At 60.6% G+C, this 16411-nt stretch carries 18 protein-coding genes; 7 read left to right on the top strand and 11 right to left on the bottom strand.

Annotated features, from left to right (window positions below; translation table 11 throughout):
• Nucleotides 1-21: 21 nt before the first annotated feature.
• The gene (locus tag ACZ9IU_RS18670; RefSeq protein ID WP_051899821.1) at nt 22-384 is read right to left on the bottom strand and encodes a DUF2934 domain-containing protein; all 363 of its coding nucleotides are present in this window, start codon (nt 382-384) and stop codon (nt 22-24) included.
• Nucleotides 385-558: 174 nt separating this feature from the next.
• On the opposite strand from ACZ9IU_RS18670, the gene ACZ9IU_RS18665 reads away from it, so the two are divergent.
• Nucleotides 559-807, top strand: coding sequence for a hypothetical protein (locus tag ACZ9IU_RS18665; RefSeq protein ID WP_051899820.1), 249 nt, complete (start codon nt 559-561; stop codon nt 805-807).
• Nucleotides 808-908: 101 nt separating this feature from the next.
• Here the strand turns inward: ACZ9IU_RS18665 and ACZ9IU_RS18660 are convergent, their stop codons facing one another.
• Both ACZ9IU_RS18660 and ACZ9IU_RS18655 read right to left on the bottom strand, forming a co-directional pair.
• Nucleotides 909-1406 carry a YciE/YciF ferroxidase family protein gene (locus ACZ9IU_RS18660; RefSeq protein WP_038545669.1) on the bottom strand — a complete coding sequence of 166 codons (498 nt, stop codon included), beginning with the start codon at nt 1404-1406 and terminating at the stop codon, nt 909-911.
• 85 nt (nt 1407-1491) lie between these two features.
• Nucleotides 1492-1884 carry a BON domain-containing protein gene (locus ACZ9IU_RS18655; RefSeq protein WP_051899819.1) on the bottom strand — a complete coding sequence of 131 codons (393 nt, stop codon included), beginning with the start codon at nt 1882-1884 and terminating at the stop codon, nt 1492-1494.
• Nucleotides 1885-2029: 145 nt separating this feature from the next.
• Between ACZ9IU_RS18655 and ACZ9IU_RS18650 the strand changes: the two genes are divergently transcribed.
• Nucleotides 2030-2359, top strand: coding sequence for a hypothetical protein (locus tag ACZ9IU_RS18650; protein WP_038545666.1), 330 nt, complete (start codon nt 2030-2032; stop codon nt 2357-2359).
• A 33-nt stretch (nt 2360-2392) separates the two neighbouring features.
• Here ACZ9IU_RS18650 and ACZ9IU_RS18645 read toward each other — a convergent pair whose 3' ends face one another.
• Together ACZ9IU_RS18645 and ACZ9IU_RS18640 are read right to left on the bottom strand one after the other, a co-directional pair.
• Complete coding sequence (locus tag ACZ9IU_RS18645) at nt 2393-2572, bottom strand: hypothetical protein (protein WP_038545663.1); 180 nt, start codon at nt 2570-2572, stop codon at nt 2393-2395.
• Between the two features lie 193 nt (nt 2573-2765).
• A complete protein-coding gene (locus tag ACZ9IU_RS18640; protein WP_038549640.1) occupies nt 2766-2966 on the bottom strand; it encodes a hypothetical protein in 201 nt (66 codons plus the stop codon).
• A gap of 110 nt (nt 2967-3076) precedes the next feature.
• Here ACZ9IU_RS18640 and ku (ACZ9IU_RS18635) point away from each other — a divergent pair, with 110 nt between their 5' ends.
• Entirely contained in the window at nt 3077-3883 is an 807-nt protein-coding gene (ku, locus tag ACZ9IU_RS18635) for a non-homologous end joining protein Ku (protein WP_038545660.1), read from the top strand.
• Nucleotides 3884-3901: 18 nt separating this feature from the next.
• Here the strand turns inward: ku (ACZ9IU_RS18635) and ligD are convergent, their stop codons facing one another.
• Both ligD and ku (ACZ9IU_RS18625) read right to left on the bottom strand, forming a co-directional pair.
• Nucleotides 3902-6433: a DNA ligase D gene (gene ligD / locus ACZ9IU_RS18630; RefSeq protein ID WP_038545657.1), complete on the bottom strand. Its 2532-nt coding sequence runs from the start codon at nt 6431-6433 to the stop codon at nt 3902-3904.
• Between the two features lie 2 nt (nt 6434-6435).
• Nucleotides 6436-7287 carry a non-homologous end joining protein Ku gene (ku, locus tag ACZ9IU_RS18625; RefSeq protein WP_038545654.1) on the bottom strand — a complete coding sequence of 284 codons (852 nt, stop codon included), beginning with the start codon at nt 7285-7287 and terminating at the stop codon, nt 6436-6438.
• A 202-nt stretch (nt 7288-7489) separates the two neighbouring features.
• Here ku (ACZ9IU_RS18625) and ACZ9IU_RS18620 point away from each other — a divergent pair, with 202 nt between their 5' ends.
• Nucleotides 7490-7981, top strand: coding sequence for a sigma-70 family RNA polymerase sigma factor (locus tag ACZ9IU_RS18620; protein ID WP_080719211.1), 492 nt, complete (start codon nt 7490-7492; stop codon nt 7979-7981).
• A gap of 112 nt (nt 7982-8093) precedes the next feature.
• Here the strand turns inward: ACZ9IU_RS18620 and ACZ9IU_RS18615 are convergent, their stop codons facing one another.
• Nucleotides 8094-8819, bottom strand: a complete 726-nt coding sequence (locus ACZ9IU_RS18615; protein WP_038545651.1) for a glutathione S-transferase — start codon at nt 8817-8819, stop codon at nt 8094-8096.
• 2 nt (nt 8820-8821) lie between these two features.
• A complete protein-coding gene (locus tag ACZ9IU_RS18610; protein ID WP_038545648.1) occupies nt 8822-9457 on the bottom strand; it encodes a UdgX family uracil-DNA binding protein in 636 nt (211 codons plus the stop codon).
• Between the two features lie 170 nt (nt 9458-9627).
• Between ACZ9IU_RS18610 and ACZ9IU_RS18605 the strand changes: the two genes are divergently transcribed.
• Nucleotides 9628-11970 (top strand): glucose/quinate/shikimate family membrane-bound PQQ-dependent dehydrogenase, encoded by a 2343-nt coding sequence (locus ACZ9IU_RS18605; protein ID WP_038545645.1) that lies wholly within the window; start codon nt 9628-9630, stop codon nt 11968-11970.
• A 64-nt stretch (nt 11971-12034) separates the two neighbouring features.
• Here ACZ9IU_RS18605 and ACZ9IU_RS18600 read toward each other — a convergent pair whose 3' ends face one another.
• Both ACZ9IU_RS18600 and ACZ9IU_RS18595 read right to left on the bottom strand, forming a co-directional pair.
• Entirely contained in the window at nt 12035-12310 is a 276-nt protein-coding gene (locus ACZ9IU_RS18600; protein WP_038545642.1) for a BON domain-containing protein, read from the bottom strand.
• A 52-nt stretch (nt 12311-12362) separates the two neighbouring features.
• On the bottom strand, nt 12363-14306 hold the full coding sequence (locus ACZ9IU_RS18595) for a hybrid sensor histidine kinase/response regulator (RefSeq protein WP_038545639.1): 1944 nt from the start codon (nt 14304-14306) through the stop codon (nt 12363-12365).
• A 273-nt stretch (nt 14307-14579) separates the two neighbouring features.
• On the opposite strand from ACZ9IU_RS18595, the gene ACZ9IU_RS18590 reads away from it, so the two are divergent.
• Complete coding sequence (locus tag ACZ9IU_RS18590; RefSeq protein WP_038549637.1) at nt 14580-15182, top strand: TetR/AcrR family transcriptional regulator; 603 nt, start codon at nt 14580-14582, stop codon at nt 15180-15182.
• Between the two features lie 71 nt (nt 15183-15253).
• Nucleotides 15254-16411 carry an efflux RND transporter periplasmic adaptor subunit gene (locus ACZ9IU_RS18585; RefSeq protein ID WP_038545634.1) on the top strand — a complete coding sequence of 386 codons (1158 nt, stop codon included), beginning with the start codon at nt 15254-15256 and terminating at the stop codon, nt 16409-16411.

Here is a 16411-nt window from a genome sequence, read left to right as displayed (position 1 = left end):
GAAGTTGGGTGACGGGCGGCGTCAAGCGCCAGCCGGAACCTTCTTGGAGCGCTTCTTGGCCGGTTCGACGGCTTCCGGCATGGCAACGGCCGGTGCCTTGGACGTTGTCTTCGCCGGAGAAGCCTTGGCTGCGGCCGTTTTCACGGCCGGTTTCGGAGTTGCATCCTTCGCCGCCGCTTTCGGCGACTTCGCGGCGGTGGCTGACTTGCCGGCTGACTTGCCGCGCGACCCTGCCGCAGGCTTCTTGGAAGCGGTCGGCCCGAGCGTCGCATATTCCAGCTTGGCCCGCTCCCAATGCTCCCTATCCTTGCCTGAGGGATAGCCTTCTTCTTCCCACAAAATGTAGGCCCGCTTTCTGATCCAGACTTCTTCGGATTCCGCCATTCTTGTCTCCATTCGCCCAAGCGCCGAAACGTGTGCGGCGCAGAAAAGTTCCCTGGTAAAAACGAAAAATCGCAACCCGGCCGAGACGCGGCCAACACTTGAAAAAAACTTCCCCGGAGGCGGAACTTTTGGCTGTCAAATATACTTATGGCCGCCGGGAAGGAGACACATCCAATGGGAAAGTACTGCGATATCGTCCCACACGCAACCGGCTGGGTCTATGTCATCGACGGCGTTCAGTCTGCGTCCTATTATCACACCTATGAGCTCGCCATGGAGGCTGCCAAAGCACATGTGGCACGCGACCGAAGCGGGCGGGTGGAGATTTTCCGGCGGCAGGCGCTGAACGGCGAAATGTTGCCGGTTCCCCCAATGCAAGGGAACCCGGACCCGTCGGCACTAAGGCGATCTTTCCCGGCTTGAGAAGGCCGGAAGGGAGGAAAAGCCCCGGATCGTCTCCGGGGCTTTTTTCGGGTCGATGAAAAGGCGCGGCCGGCGCCGCGCCTCTCATGGGATCGCGAATGTCACGCAGCTTTCTGGGCCGCGGTGTTCACCGCGGTCTTGGCGAGAGCCGTCAGGGCCTCGTCGGTCTTGCTTTCCTCGGCGAGCGTCTGTTCGAGAAGCGTTACGGCGTCCCGGTGACCGAGCTGCTGGGCCCAGGCACGCAGGGTGCCGTAGCGGCTGATCTCGTAATGTTCGACGGCTTGCGCTGCGGCGAGCAGCCCGGCGTCGAGAGCTGGCGTGCCCTTGAACTCGTCAAGGATCTCCTCGCCTTCTTCGATGATGCCGTCGATCGCGGGGCAGGTCTTGCCCTGGGCCCGCTTGCCGATAATCTCGAAGACCTGCTTCAGGCGATCGATCTGACCTTCGGTTTCGTCCCTGTGTTTCTCGAATGCTGCCTTCAGCTTCGGATCCTGGGCGCCGCGTGCCATCTTCGGCAGCGCTTTCACGATCTGGCGCTCGGCGTAATAGATGTCTTTCAGGGTTTCATGAAAAAGGTCGTCGAGGGTCTTACTGGCCATGGGTCTCTCTCCTTGTTGATGGGTGTTCTTATGGGGGGATTGCGAGGCATCTAACGAGCGGAGCGCCTCGCGGGTTCCACGGAAATCAATGCCTTTCGGGGGCAATTCGAAGATTATTGCGGCAGCCGACGACACCCTCGATGTCGAGAACGACGTCTTCGGCACGGGTTTTGTCGGCAAGCTGAGCGACGTATCCCTCCAGCGTCACCTCGCCGTTCTCCACCGAGACCATCATGTTGGTCGGGTCGAGAAAGGCATCCTGGGTCAGGTGCTCATTGACGTCCTGTGCGATCAGATCGTCGGGTCGGTCGTAACCGTTCGGCGCCTTGCCGATCTGCTTTTCCTGTTCCGGTCCCTCGGCGAAGATATTGGCTTCGCCCTGAAGATAACCGCTCGGGCGGCTTTCTGCCGGGCCCTCCCATCGAGGCCATTGCGAGGTCTCGCCGGGACGGCCAGCTTTCGGCTGCTCATTCTTCATCGGCTTTCTCCTTTTCAGGGGCATGATCGCCCGCAGCGGAGGAACCCACGGTTGCCGGAAAAGTTCCATGCGACTTGATGGAACCGGAACGCCCGAAACGCGTTTGGACCGTCAACTAGAAAAATGTTTACGACGGGAGAGACACATGCAGGACAGGCTGAAGATCTATCGGCTGGTGCCGACTGCTGCGCCACATGATCCGAACTGGCAGAACTCGCCACCGCACGGCGAGGTGGTGGTCAGGGCAAAGACCGCTGGCGATGCGCGCCTCGTGGCGAGCCAGGCGGAACTTGATTTCATGGAAATCGACGCTTCCCCCAGCGAAGGCAATTCGACGGAGATGGCGAGCGCCTTCCGTAGCGACAAGCTCTATACGGTGATCGAAGACAGCAGCGGGCGGTTTGCGCCGAATGGGCCGCGGTGCGTCATTGGCGGCCGTGTGCGCACGGACAACCTGATTTCCACCCAGCTCTGATGCTTGGGGCAAAGGTTCGCAGGAGCGAGAATATCAGTCGGTACGACCGTCGATCTTTTCGTTGAGTGCCTTCTGCAGCGCTCGCGCCAGGTCGAGCAGCCGATCAGGAACCTCTTCCTTCTCGATCTCGGTCAGAAGGACCGAAACCTTGCGGCTGACCCGCCGTCCCATCCTGATGTCCTGTTCCGCAACCGGAGTGTCTTGTTTCGCCATCCCGACCTCTGACGTAATCACTACCGGCATCCGTTGCCGAAACAATAGGCGCCCGCCATAACGCTACATTAGCCTTCCATACATCAGGAAGGCTAACTTCGGATATCCCGAAAAAGTCACAGAGGACAAATGAAATAAGACGACTCCCTATCCAGGAAGCCGCCCAATTTGTTCCATAAGTTTTTCAGAAAGATCAGTGCCTGGGCGGTTTCGGCGTGCCGGAGGGGATCGATGTCACCGTGCTCGACACCGGATCGCTTGCCGGAAAGGTATTTTCCAGGCCTTCGTTGAGCTGTTCATCCAACTCCTTCTTTTCGCCGCGCTCGCGAGCCGACTGCTCGGCTTTTTTGTGTGAGCCTTTCTGCGCAGGGTTCGGGGTGCTGCTGGTGCTCATCTCGTTTGCCTCCTTGGCCTGTTTCGTCATGAAAACGGTCTGGTGCGAAAGTTTGTTCCGGAACCAAGCGGAGGCAGCGCGGGTTATCGGGCAAACGAAGGAGTTTTGTCGTGGCCCCGCGCGTATTCTGGAAAGGTTATCTGAAGCTCTCGCTCGTCACCTGCCGGGTGACGATGACGCCGGCGGTCTCCGAAGGCGCCAAGGTGCGGTTCCACAATATCAACCGCAAGACCAATAACCGCGTCCTCAGCCAGTATGTCGATGCGCAGACAGGCGAGGCGGTCGAGGATGACGATCAGGTCAAAGGGTATCCGAAAGGCGAGGACGACTACGTTCTTCTCGAAGACGAAGAGATCGAGGATGTCGGGCTCGAAAGCACCCGCACCATCGATATCGAAACTTTCGTGCCGGCCGACTCGATCGGCTGGATCTGGTATGATCGACCGCATTATCTGGCGCCCGACGACGAGGTGAGCGCCGAAGCCTTCGCTGTGATCCGGGAGGCTATGGCGAAGACCAACACCGGCGGTATTGCCCGGCTCGTCATGTATCGTCGCGAGCGGGCGGTTTTGCTGTTGCCGAAGGACAAAGGGATCGTCGTCTGGACCTTGCGTTACGGCGACGAAGTCCGCGACGCTGGCGAATACGCGGCTGAGAAACCGAAGGAGAGCGCCGGTTCCGAACATCTGGCGATGATGAAGAAGATCATCGATGAGCGCACCCAAGCCTGGAAGCCTTCAATGGCGGACGACCCGGTCCAGGACCGGCTGCTCGAAATCATCGCCGAGCGCAAGAAGAGCCGGAAATCCAGGAAGAAAGTCGAGGAGAAGGGACCCGAGCGCAGCAGCAATGTGATCGATATCACCGCGGCGCTGAAGAAGAGCCTGGAAGCGGAGCGGAAAGCGCCGAGGAAATGAGGCGTCTCATCCCAGCGTCTACCGTTTCTTCTTTGCCTTGAACTCGATCGGGGCTTCCGCCTTGCGAAAATCTCCCCACGGATCGCTCGTCTGCTGGGCGATGCGCGCCGGGGCGTTGATGGCCGTGAAATAGTTGGGGCCGATCGCGCCGCCGAGTTCGTCCCACTCGACCGGCATGGAAACCGGTGCGCCGGGGCGGGCACGGGTGGAATAGGGGGCGACGGCAGTATTGCCGCGACCGTTGCGCAGGTAGTCGATGAGGATCTTGCCGCTTCGCTTCGACTTGGTGATCGTCGATACATATTTGTCGGGGTCGTCGCCGGCCATGCCGTCGGCGAGCGCCTTCATCGCCGCCTTCACCTCCGGCCATTCTGCCTTTGGTTTGACCGGTGCGACGACATGCAGGCCCTTGCCGCCCGAGGTCTTGACGAAGGCCACCAGCCCCATGTCCTCGAAACGGCGCTTCACCTCATGAGCGGCAGCGATGATATCGGTCCAGGAGACGCCTTCTCCCGGGTCGAGGTCGATATTGACCATGTCCGGCTTTTCCCAGTCGTCAAGCGTCGAGCCCCAGGGATGGATTTCCAGCGTTGCCCCTTGGACGAGGCCGAGCAATCCATCGAGGTCGCGGATGGTGATATCCTCTTCCGCCGGATCGGTGGGGTCCTTCACAAGCACGGCGTTCTTGGTCATGCCCTTCCAGCCATGTTTCTGGAAGAAGAGCGGTTTACCGATCCCATCCGGCCCACGCACCAGGGCCAGCGGGCGGTTGACGACGAAGGGCGCCATCAGCCGCCAGACTTCGGTGTAATAATCTGCAAGCCCGGCCTTGGTCACACCGGCATCTGGCCAGTAGACCCGGTCCGGATGGGTAAGATTGACTGTCCGTTTCGGTGGCTTCGGTTGTTCCGCTGCATTCACAGGTCCGCCCTCCCGGACGATATCCTTCGGATCCTTGTCTTCGCGCAAGCCCCGGAAGGCGGCGTGACGGATATGCGCATCCGCCGTCCAGCCGCGAAATTCCACTTCTGCCACCAGCTCGGGCCGCACGAAAACGACGTCCTTCTTTTCCACCCCCGCGAGCTTTTCGTCAAACGGGCTTTCGCCAGTCTGGATCTCCTGGAGGCGCTTGAAGAGCGATTGCGCCATGGCATTCGAATAACCGGTGCCGACGCGACCGGCATGCCGCAGTTTTCCCTTGTCGTAATATCCCATGACCAGCGATCCGATCGCCGTCCTCGAAACGGAGGAGGGGACAAATCCGGCGATCACGAATTCCTGTCGAGCCGAACATTTCGACTTCACCCAGTCGCGGCCGCGGCCAGGGCGATAGGGCGCATCCGATATCTTGGAAATGATGCCTTCGAGGCTCAGCCGGCAGGCATGTTTCAGGACCAGACCGCCTTCGTCGCTAAAATGCTCGCTGAAGCGCAAGGCCGGGCCGCTGCCGGTTAGCAGTGTTTCCAGCGCCTCCTTGCGCTTCAGAAGCGTCGCGCCGGTCAGGTCGTAACCGTCGAGATGCAACAGGTCGAATGCGTAGAAGGTGAACCGGTCGTCCCGGCCTTCGCTCAGGTCCTGCTGGAGCAGGGAGAAATCGGTGGCGCCGGAACCGGCCTCGACCGCTACTTCCCCATCGATAATCGCATCGGCCGGGCTAAGCTTTCCGAATTCCGCGATGATCTCGTCTCCGAACTTATGCGTCCAATCCAGCCCGGTGCGCGTCAACAGCTTTACCTTGCCATTTTCGATACGGGCCTGCAGGCGATAGCCGTCGAGCTTGATCTCGTGGACCCAGCGTTTGCCGGAGGGCGCGCTCTTCACCAGCGTCGCAAGCTGCGGCTCAACGAAATCCGGGAGTTCGGCTTTCCTGGCGCCCTTGATCTTCGAGGCAGCGATGTCGGATTTTTCCCGTCCGGGATCGGATTTCGTCTTCGCCTTCGGTTTGCCAGCACTCCTTCCCGTCGGCGCTTTGCGGCCCCAGATTTCGTCCAGTGTCTTGCCTGACTTTACCGAAAGCGGCATTTCGTCGAGAATGTCCTTGTCGCCCTCTGCGCGGGCGAATTCGTCCTCGCCTTTCACCAGCAGCCAGTTCTCGCGTTTTTCGCCCTCTCTGCGGGCCATGCGGATCAGGTGCCAGCGGCCCTCCAGCTTCTCGCCCTTCAACTCGAATTCCATATGGCCTTTCTTATAACCCTTGTGTGGATCGCCGATCGGATCCCAGGTGCCGCGGTCCCACAGCAGCACCGCGCCGGCGCCGTAATTGCCTTTGGGGATCATGCCTTCGAAACCACCGTAATCGAGCGGATGGTCTTCCACATGCACCGCCAGCCGCTTTTCGCCGGGAACGAAACTTGGGCCCCGGGTCACGGCCCAGCTTTTCAGCACACCGTCCAGTTCCAGCCGGAAATCGTAATGCAGCCGGGTGGCGTCGTGCTTCTGGATCACGAAACTGTTGCCGGATGCCTTGGCCTTGCGGCCGCCGGAGACCTTTCCTTGAGGCTCCGGGGACACCTTGAAATTCCGCTTTTGATTATAGGTTTCGAGCGCCATGATCAGCTCGCCTTTCTCTGCGGGGCGGCAGTCTTACGAGGTACGGTTTTCTTGGCTGACTTCTTCGGCGGGGTCTTCTTGCCGCCACCGGCGCTCTGACGCAGGGCATCAAGCAGGCTGGAAACCTTCTTCGGTTCCGGCTTCGGCTGCTTCCTGAGCTTGCGGCCCTCGATCTTCGCCTTGATCAGCTCGGCAAGTGCTGCCTCATAGCGGTCGTCGAACTCGCTCGGGTCGAACTCGCCGCGTTTGGTGTCGATGATGTGTTCGGCGAGATCGAGCATTTCGCCCTCGATCTTGAAGCTCTTGATATCGGAGAAGATTTCCTTCGCCGGCCGGACCTCGTAGTCGTAGTTCAGTGTGCTGGCGATCAGGCCTTTTTCGCTGGGGCGGATCAGCAGCGTCCGCAGCCGCCGGAAAAGCACGGTGCGGGCGAGTGCAGCGACGTTCTTCTCCTTCAGCCCCCTGCGGATCAACTCGAAGACTTCCGCGGCCGGTTTGTCGGCCGGCGCCAGGTAATAGGGTCGATCAATGAAGATGGTGTCGACGCCGTCGCAGGGAATGAAGGTTTCGAGCTCCAGCGTCTTGTCGCTCTCGGGTACTGCGGCTTTCACCTCGTCGGGCTCAAGGAAGACGTATTGGCCGCTTGAAACTTCGTAGCCTTTGACGATGTCTTCGCTTTCAACCTGCCTGCCGGTGTCGGCATCGACCATCTGGCGGTGGACGCGGTTGCCCGTCTCCCGATTGATGATGTGAAAGCTGACACGGTCGGATGTCGAGGCGGCGGTATAAAGCGCCACCGGGCAGCTTAGTTCGCCGACCTTCAGATAGCCTTTCCAGTTTGCACGCGGTGCCATTCCGAACTCCCGGCAGAACTCCGTGAAAGTCCTATCAACAGGCCTGCCGGCCCGTTTGTTCCCTTGAGTGGTGCGCGGTTTTCGTCAGGAAGATGAACAGGGCGTCTATCTTGGCGGAACCAAATACGCGAGGCGTGCGTTTGCCCCCGTCATTCCAGCCATGAAGACTTCGGAGAGGTAGGCAACGGTGTCTGAATCACAGTTGAATGGTGATCCTGCACGTGCAGACATAGTAAGGCTTATCCCGGCTCTCCGCGCATTTGCCCGTACTTTCTGCCGCAATCCCAGCGATGCAGACGACCTGGTGCAGGAGACGTTGATGAAGGCGCTCGCCAATCTCGACAAGTTCGAGCCGGGCACCAAGTTGAAAAGCTGGCTTTTCACCATCATGCGCAACACTTTTTATTCGCGGGCCAAGGTACTTGGCCGAGAGGCGCCGGGGATCGAGGAGAACATTTCCGGCGATACGCCGGTCGCAGCGAGCCAGGAGGTTGCTGCTCGGGCGCAGGAAGTCCAGCGGGCGCTCCAGAAATTGCCTCCGCATTATCGCGAAGTGCTGACGCTGGTGGCGATCCTGGGCGAAAGTTACGAGGCGACGGCGGAGATATGCGATTGTGCGGTGGGCACGGTGAAAAGCCGCCTCAACCGGGCACGGCATCAAATTCTGCAGGAATTGGGAGAAGAAACGAACTGAGCTGCCTCATCCGGCAGCTTTTATGCTTTGGAGGTCGCCGTGAAGTTCACTTTGATCGCGGCGGCGATCGTTCTTGTAACGATCGCCCCGGTTTTCGCATTCATCTAGCAGATCAGGCCGGATCCTGGTCAAGGTCCGGGTAATGCCGGAATATGCCCGACTCATTGAAGGCGAGCCGGCGTTTCGACTTCAGATAAGCGTCGATATTCGGACGTTCGGCGACCGCGTCGCGTAGTTTGGCGACATGGGGGTAATCATTATCGAAATTTTTCATCGCACGCGGGAAGGCATAGGCGAGACCTTTGGCGAGCTGGAAGAGCGACAGGTCGGCGTAAGTCAGGGTGTCGCCCACCGCATGGCCGCTCTTGGTAGGGTTTGCGGCGATGATACGGTCGAAATAGCCGATGAATTTCGGCACCCGGTGTTTCAGGAAGGCCTTGGAACGCGCCTTGGCCTCCTGCCTCTGATCCTCGTAGTAGTCGGCGGTGCTGATCGGGTGGTGCGTATCATGCACTTCCGCGAGGAAATCGGTGACCGTCAGCTGGAGGCCGTGGGCGAAGAGGCGGGATTTCTCGTCTTTCGGCACCAGATTCAGCTTCGGCCCGAGGTAATTGAGGATGTTGGCGACGTGTGAGACGACCAGGTCGCCATCCTTGAGAAAGGGCGGTGCGAACGGCATGTCGTAACCGTGCTTGCCGTGCATATAATCCATCATTTTCGCAGTGCCGCGTTCGCCGCGGACTACGTCCACATAGTCGGCTCCAGCCTCTTCCAGCGCCAGCCGCACGAATTCACCGCGGCCCTGAAGGCCGTCCCAGTAATAAAGTTCGTAAGTCATAGTCACTCCAGAAATTCTGCGATCTTCTTCAAGTCTTCGACGAAGCGGGCCCGGTTGAGCTCCGCGTCCGGCTGATCCAGCGTCCTCAGCAGCGCCGAAGGATGGATGGTCACCAGTACCGGCAGGCCGTCCGGCGATCTCAACATCGTGCCGCGATCACGGGTTACTTTCGCCTGTCTTCCCAGCAAGGCATAAAGCGCTGTCGCGCCGAGCGCTACGGCAAGTTTCGGTTTGACCAGGCGCAGCTCCGCTGCCAGCCACCAGGCGCAGGCCTGGACCTCGCCGGTATTGGGTTTGGCATGGATGCGGCGCTTGCCGCGTGGAGTGAACTTGAAATGCTTCACCGCATTGGTGACGTAGCAGATATCGCGTTCGACGCCGGCTTCCTCCAGACAGCGATCGAGGAGCTTTCCCGCCGGCCCGACGAACGGCTTGCCCGCCTGATCCTCCTTGTCTCCCGGCTGCTCGCCGACAAAGAGCACCTTGGCCTTGGACGGCCCCTCTCCGAACACGAGATGGGTGGCGTTCCTATAGAGGTCGCAACGCGTGCAGCTTTCCGCATCCTGCTCGACGTCCGGCAGTTTTTCGCCCTCCGCGCCCGATGTCTCGAAGGCTGGGCCTTTGCGCGATGTCAGCATGTTCGCACTCCTTGTAGACGGTTTAGAACCGGCTCGCCCGTCTGACTGTTCCTTTAAATTTGCATGGCGCGAATATGGGTTGGAACTTTTGCACAAAGGTTGGGTTGAAGGCTCGTCTGGTTTGGCAACGTTTTTCGCTCGAGATTTTCAAGTTTGGCAGGATTTTGAACATGGCTATCAGGATTACCGCGATCGTTTTTATTTTGATCGGTTTGGCGTTGGCCGTCGGCGGCGGACAACTGGTACTGCTCGGAGGCAGCGCCTATTACATTATCTGCGGTCTTGGCTTCGTGGTGACCGCCATCCTGCTTTTCCTCCGGAATGCCATGGCGCTCAGGGTCTATGCAGTTGTCGTGCTCGCTTCGCTCGCCTGGGCGATCTGGGAGGTCGGGCTCGACTGGTGGCAGCTCGGCCCGCGTGGCGGGCTGATCATCCTCCTCGGTCTCTGGCTCCTGACACCCTGGGTTCGCACCCCGCTCGGCTTTTCGAGCCCGACCGGCATGCGCTACGGCGCCAGTGCACTGCCGCTCGGTATTTCGCTGATGATCGCGATCGTCGTCGCCATAGTTTCGATGTTCCTCGATCCGCTCGACCGGAGCGGCGAGCTGCCGCAACAGTCGGTCGCTGCCGCTCCGCCTATGGGCGGCAACGTGCCGCCCGGCGAATGGCATCAGTATGGACGGACGCCCTATGGGCAGCGTTATTCGCCGCTCGACCAGATCAAGGTCGACAACGTCGCCAAGCTCACGGAAGTCTGGCGCTACCAGACCGGGGACGTGAAACGGCCGGACGATGTGGGCGAGACCACCTATCAGGTGACGCCGCTCAAAGTCGGCAATTCGCTCTATCTCTGCACACCGCACAATCTTGCCATCGCGCTCGATGCGACGACCGGCAAGGAGAAGTGGAAATACGACCCTAATTCCGGCATGAACCCGGATCGCCAGCACCAGACCTGCCGCGGCGTCAGTTATTACAAGGACGCCGCCGCCGCTGCCGGCAGCCCGTGTGCGGAACGGGTCTATCTGCCGACCTCGGATGCGCGGTTGATCGCCCTCGATGCAGCGAACGGCCAGGTCTGCACCTCCTTTGCCGACAACGGAACGCTGCAGCTCACCAGCGGCATGCGGTACAATCCGGCCGGCTACTATTATTCGACCTCTCCGCCAGCGATCGCCGGCAACAAGATCATTATCGGTGGTGCGGTCAACGACAACTATTCCACCCAGTCGCAATCCGGCGTCATCCGCGCCTTCGACGTCAATACGGGACAGCTGATCTGGAACTGGGATTCGGGCAATCCGAGCCAGACCCAGCCGCTGCCGCCGGGTCAGACCTACACGACCAATTCGCCCAATAGCTGGTCGGTGTTCAGCGTCGACGAGGAATTGGGGCTTGTCTATGTGCCGCTCGGCAACCAGGTGCCGGATCAGCTCGGCATGGGCCGCAGCGAGAGCGTGGAGAAATATTCCTCCTCGATCGTCGCGCTCGATCTCAATACCGGTGCCGACCGCTGGGTGCGCCAGACGGTGCATCACGATCTCTGGGACATGGACGTGCCTGCCCAGCCGGTCCTCCTCAACATCTCGAGGCCGGACAATACGGTCGTGCCGGCTCTCGTCGGCCCGACCAAGCAGGGCGACATATACGTGCTCGACCGGCGCAGCGGCGAGCCGATCATCCCGGTCACCGAGGAACCGGCACCGGGAGGTGCGATCCCGGAAGATCGTACTGCGCCGACGCAGCCCACCTCAGCCTTGTCCTTCAAGCCGAGACCGCTCGAAGAACGGGACATGTGGGGCGTCACCATGTTCGACCAGATGGTCTGCCGCATCTGGTATCATCAGTACAATTATCTCGGCCGCTACACGCCGCCGTCGCTGAAGGGCTCGATCATCTATCCGGGCAATTTCGGCACATTCAACTGGGGCAGCGTCGCGGTCGATCCGGAACGGCAGGTGATGTTCGGCATGCCGACCTATCTCGCCTTCACCTCAAGGCTGGTGCCGCGTGCGGATATCCCGCCGAAGGCACAGGATCAGAAGGGCAGCGAACAGGGCCTCAACCGCAATGACGGCGCACCTTACGGCGTCTACATGGGTCCGTTCCTCGGGCCGCTGCAGATCCCCTGCCAGGCGCCGCCCTGGGGTTACGTCTCCGGCGTCGACCTGCGCACCGGCCAGATCGCCTACAAGCACCGCAACGGCACGGTCTATGACATGACGCCGCTGCCGCTGCCCTTCAAGGTCGGGGTGCCCGGCATCGGCGGGCCGATGATCACCAAGGGTGGCGTGGCGTTCCTTGGCGCTGCCGTCGACAACTATCTGCGCGCCTACAACCTCACCAACGGCCGCGAGCTCTGGAAGGCGCGGCTGCCGGCCGGCGGCCAGGCGACGCCGATGACCTATGCGGTCGACGACGGCCGGCAGTTCGTGGTGATGGTGGCCGGCGGACACGGTTCGGTCGGCACCAAGCCCGGCGACTACGTGATCGCCTATGCGCTGCCGCGATAGACGCAGCCAAACGAAAGGCCCGGGCGTCCGACGCCCGGGCCTTTCCGGTTCCATTTATCGGGGGTTACATCGGGCGGTTGAAACGGAGTTCGTTGCGCACGGTGGTCACTCCGGCAACGTTCAGGGCCACGTCCTCGGCTCGTGCGATCTCGCTTTCCAACTGGACCGTCCCGCTCAGCGTTATCTCGGAACCGCGGGCGATGACGGCGACGTCGCTTGCATCGACGCCGCCAGCGGAAGCCAGGGCATCGGAAACCGCCCCTTCGAGCGTCGCGCTTGGAGGAAATTCTACTTCGACCTCAGGGGGCGTCTCGTGAAAATGCTGATGCTTCAAGACCATTGTCGTACTCCGTTCTGACACGGCACGACAACGCGCGGCGAGGGCGATTGGTTCAGCGTCCGCCGGCGAGAACCGTGACGATGATCTCCTGAAGCTGGTTCTGCGAGAAGGGTTTGGGCAATCGCGGCAGCCGATTGTCGCCGCCTGTCGGCAATTCCGCGTAACCGGTCGCCAGCACCACCGGCAGGCCCGGTCTCTCTTCGCGGATGACGGCGGCCAGTTCGGAGCCGGTCATACGCGGCATCGAATGGTCGGTGATGACAAGATCGATGTCATGGGCGCCGCTTCTCAGCTCCTTCAGGGCGTCGGTGCCGCTATAAGCCTCGATCACGGTGTGGCCGAGATCCTCCAGCATCAGCGTGGTGTTCATCAGGACCAGCGCATCGTCATCGACGGCGAGAATTGTCAAGCGTCCTCTGGGAGTTGCGGCGGGCGAGGGCATGGTCTGCTCCGAAGACTGCGGACAGTCGTTTGCATCGGCCACAGGCAGATAGAGCGAAACCGTCGTGCCCTTGCCCTTTTGGCTTTCGATTTCGAGTTTGCCGCCCGACTGTTCGGTTAGGCCCTGCACCATGGAAAGTCCGAGCCCTGTCCCCTTGCCGACACCCTTGGTGGTGAAGAAAGGTGTCGTTGCGCGGATGAGGGTTTCCTCGTCCATGCCTTCGCCGCTGTCGGCGACAGCCAACCGCACATAACGGCCGGGTTTCAGCCTCTCGGTATTCTTGTCGGCGAAATACTCCTCGGCGCTGATGACGATCATGCCACCGCCCGCCATCGCGTCTCGGGCGTTGACGACGAGGTTCAGAAGCGCGGTCTCGAGCTGAACCGGGTCGCTCGTGACGTGCGGCAGGTTTTTGGCAAACCGGGTTTCGACGGATGCGGAGGCGCTGAGCGAGCGCTGAACGAAATCCATCATGCCGCTCACGAGTGCCGGCACGTTGATGGCTTGCATATTCAATTCCTGGCGCCGGGAGAACGCGAGCATGCGCTGGGTCAGGGCAGCACCCCGTTCGGCGCCCTGAATGGCATTGTCCAGCAGTGGCGTCAGCGCCGGATCGTCGGGCAGGCGTTTCTTCAGAATTTCCAGGCTGCCCAGCACGGCCATCAGCAGATTGTTGAAGTCGTGGGCGACACCACCGGTCAACTGGCCGATCGCTTCCATCTTCTGGGATTGGAAAAGTTCCTCACGTGCCTGGGTAAGAGCCTTCTGCGCCTCGACTTTTTCGGTGATGTCGCGCGTGATCTTGGCGAAGCCGAGGAGCGTGCCTTCCTCGTTGCGGATCGCATCGATGATCACATGTGCCCAGAAACGCGTGCCATCCTTGCGCTGCCGCCAACCTTCCTTCTCGAGTCGTCCCTCGCGCCGCGCGGTCTCCAGGCTTCGGTTTGGTTCGCCGCGCTCGCGGTCCTCCGGAGTATAGAACTGCGAAAAATGCTGGCCGACGATCTCGTCCGCCGTATAGCCCTTGATGCGCGTGGCACCGGAGTTCCAGTTGCTGACGCGGCCATCCGGGTCGAGCATGTAGAGAGCATAGTCCGTGACACCCTGGACGAGGATCTGGAATTTCTCTTCGCTCAATCGGAGTTCCGTCTCGGCCCGTTTCCGTTCCGTCAGATCGCGGGTCACCTTGGCGAAGCCGAGAAGTTCGCCGGACCTACTCCAGATCGGGTCGATGATGACGTGGGCCCAGAAGCGGCTGCCGTCCTTGCGGATGCGCCATGCTTCCTTTTCGAAGCGGCCTTCTGTCGCAGCCGTCCGCAACGCGTGTTCGGGCGCCCGCGCCAATCTGTCTTCAGGCGTATAGAAGCGGGAAAAATGCTCGCCCAGGATTTCCCATGCCTCGTATCCCTTGACGCGCTGGGCGCCGGGATTCCAACTCGCGATCTTGCCCTCCGGGTCAATCATGTAAATCGCGTAGTCGGTGATGGAGTCGACGAGCAGACGGTAACGTTCCTCGTCAAGCAACGAAACGTCATAACTTTGCGGCACGCTCATTAATTATCCCCGTCCCACGACGTTTTTGCCCCTGGCGTGATGCAACAACGAACTTCGTAGCTCTGCAGCACGCTCATCGCTGGTCCCTAGTCCACGAAGCATATGATCTAACGCGACTTAATGCCTAAATCCCATTTTGGTTCCCTGTTTTGCAGATTTTTATCCGGCGTCGAATGGGGCGGTCGTGTGGCAGGGGTTGACTGATGACGGATTTCCGTTTACGAATGACGAAAGATGAAAATCGTCACACATAAAACGAAAGCCATCAGCGGTATGGATACCAACGAAAATACCCTGGACACGTCGCGCCAAGACAATGTCGGCCGTATTCTCGATGCGGCGGAGCGGCTGTTCAAGCATTACGGCTACACGAAGACGAATGTGGCGGATATCGCGCGCGATCTCGGTATGTCGCCCGCCAATATCTACCGCTTCTTCTCGTCCAAGGCGGATATCCATCAGGCCTTGGCAAGCCGTATGCTGGACGGCAGCTATCAGGCGGCACTCGCCAATGCAAAGCGGCCGGTGAGCGCCACGGAACGGCTGCGCAATCACGTCCTGCAGCAGCACCGCTTCACGCTCGAGACCATGCTCGACGAAAAGAAGGTGCATGAGATGGTGGTGATCGCCATCGAGCAGCAATGGCCGGTCATCGAACAGCATCTCGAACGCATCCGTGTCGTCATTGCGGGTCTCATCAAAGATGGCATCGAAGCCGGTGAGTTCCGCGAACAGGATCACCAGCTCGCATCCGAATGCTTCATGTCGTCCATGGTCGTCCTTTGTCATCCGCAGCTCATCGCGGATTGCCTTCTGGAGAGTCGGATCGGCAAGCCCGAGGACCTCGTGGAATTCGGCCTCAGGGCCCTCAGATAATTCGCCTGAAATAGTTCCGGGGCGCCAAGGGGGCGTCTTGATCGAAAACCCGCCACCAGGAGTGCGGAACCATGTTTTTCGTAAAGACCAGACGTAATGTCTCGTTTCTCGTCAAAGGCCTTTTAGTCGCGACCGCGTTCGGCGCGCTGACGGCCTGCTCGCAAGAGAAGAAAGTCGAAGCTCCGGAAATCGTCCGCCCGGTGAAGGTGACCGAGGTTGCCGCCGCCGATCACGGCCGCAAGCTTCAATATTCCGGCTCAGTCAAGGCGCGCACCGAAATGAACCTCGGCTTCCGCGTCGCCGGCAAGATCACCGAGCGGCTCGTCGATGTCGGTCAGCGTGTTCGCCCTGGCGACGTGCTCGCAAAGCTTGACGCCGTCGATTACCAGCTCGCGGTGCGCCGCGCCGAGGCCGATCTCGCCTCCGCCCAGAAGCAGGTGGAAATCTCCGGCCTCGCCCGCCGGCGGGCCGAGACGCTTGCCGAAAAGAGCATTTCTTCCCAATCGCAGCTCGAACAGGCGCAACTGGCCAATGACCAGGCCGTTTCGCAAAAGGAATCGGCCCAGTCGGCACTCGACCAGGCCCGCAACCAGGTCGCCTATACGGAATTGAAGTCCGACCAGAACGGCATCGTCACCGCGGTCAGCGCCGATATCGGCCAGGTGGTCGCGTCCGGCACCCCGGTCCTCTCCGTTGCGGTCGAGGGCAGCAAGGAAGTGCAGATCGCCGTTCCGGAAATGGACGTCGCTCAGTTCAAGCCGGGCAAGACGGTGAAGGCCCGCTTCTGGTCGGCCACCGATCTCGCGCTCGATGGCAAGGTCCGCGAAGTGGCCGGCAGTGCCGATGCCCAATCGCGCACGTTCGCGGTTCGCGTCAGCCTGCCTGCGGATACACGGGTGCTGCTCGGCATGACTGCGACGATTGAGGCGGACGAAGACAATGCCGTCGCCACCTATGCCGTTCCGCTTGCCGCGCTTTCCAAGAAGGACGGCCAGTCCGTCGTCTGGATCGTCGACCGCGGCAAGGGCACCGTCAGTTCGCGTGCCGTCAAGGTCGCCGATTTCTCCGATGACGGCGTTCGTGTCGCCGACGGCGTTGCCAAGGGCGACCTCGTCGTCTCGGCCGGCACGCAGTTCATGAAGGAAGACATGAAGGTCAAGCTGCCGGAAAACATCGCCTCACGCTTCGGCAGCGTCAGCAGCCTTACCACCGCTTCGCTCGCGCCCTGA

Source organism: Mesorhizobium sp. USDA 4132, assembly GCF_056279545.1.
The sequence above is the reverse complement of the archived record's forward strand: the minus strand, read 5'-3'. Positions and strand labels throughout refer to the sequence as shown.

Bases quoted from the DNA above. Each gene is read 5' to 3' on its own strand.
- ACZ9IU_RS18670 (WP_051899821.1), bottom strand. From the start codon at position 384: ATGGCGGAATCCGAAGAAGTCTGGATCAGAAAGCGGGCCTACATTTTG.
- ACZ9IU_RS18665 (WP_051899820.1), top strand. From the start codon at position 559: ATGGGAAAGTACTGCGATATCGTCCCACACGCAACCGGCTGGGTCTAT.
- ACZ9IU_RS18660 (WP_038545669.1), bottom strand. From the start codon at position 1,406: ATGGCCAGTAAGACCCTCGACGACCTTTTTCATGAAACCCTGAAAGAC.
- ACZ9IU_RS18655 (WP_051899819.1), bottom strand. From the start codon at position 1,884: ATGAAGAATGAGCAGCCGAAAGCTGGCCGTCCCGGCGAGACCTCGCAA.
- ACZ9IU_RS18650 (WP_038545666.1), top strand. From the start codon at position 2,030: ATGCAGGACAGGCTGAAGATCTATCGGCTGGTGCCGACTGCTGCGCCA.
- ACZ9IU_RS18645 (WP_038545663.1), bottom strand. From the start codon at position 2,572: ATGGCGAAACAAGACACTCCGGTTGCGGAACAGGACATCAGGATGGGA.
- ACZ9IU_RS18640 (WP_038549640.1), bottom strand. From the start codon at position 2,966: ATGAGCACCAGCAGCACCCCGAACCCTGCGCAGAAAGGCTCACACAAA.
- ligD (WP_038545657.1), bottom strand. From the start codon at position 6,433: ATGGCGCTCGAAACCTATAATCAAAAGCGGAATTTCAAGGTGTCCCCG.
- ku (WP_038545654.1), bottom strand. From the start codon at position 7,287: ATGGCACCGCGTGCAAACTGGAAAGGCTATCTGAAGGTCGGCGAACTA.
- ACZ9IU_RS18615 (WP_038545651.1), bottom strand. From the start codon at position 8,819: ATGACTTACGAACTTTATTACTGGGACGGCCTTCAGGGCCGCGGTGAA.
- ACZ9IU_RS18610 (WP_038545648.1), bottom strand. From the start codon at position 9,457: ATGCTGACATCGCGCAAAGGCCCAGCCTTCGAGACATCGGGCGCGGAG.
- ACZ9IU_RS18605 (WP_038545645.1), top strand. From the start codon at position 9,628: ATGGCTATCAGGATTACCGCGATCGTTTTTATTTTGATCGGTTTGGCG.
- ACZ9IU_RS18600 (WP_038545642.1), bottom strand. From the start codon at position 12,310: ATGGTCTTGAAGCATCAGCATTTTCACGAGACGCCCCCTGAGGTCGAA.
- ACZ9IU_RS18595 (WP_038545639.1), bottom strand. From the start codon at position 14,306: ATGAGCGTGCCGCAAAGTTATGACGTTTCGTTGCTTGACGAGGAACGT.
- ACZ9IU_RS18590 (WP_038549637.1), top strand. From the start codon at position 14,580: ATGGATACCAACGAAAATACCCTGGACACGTCGCGCCAAGACAATGTC.
- ACZ9IU_RS18585 (WP_038545634.1), top strand. From the start codon at position 15,254: ATGTTTTTCGTAAAGACCAGACGTAATGTCTCGTTTCTCGTCAAAGGC.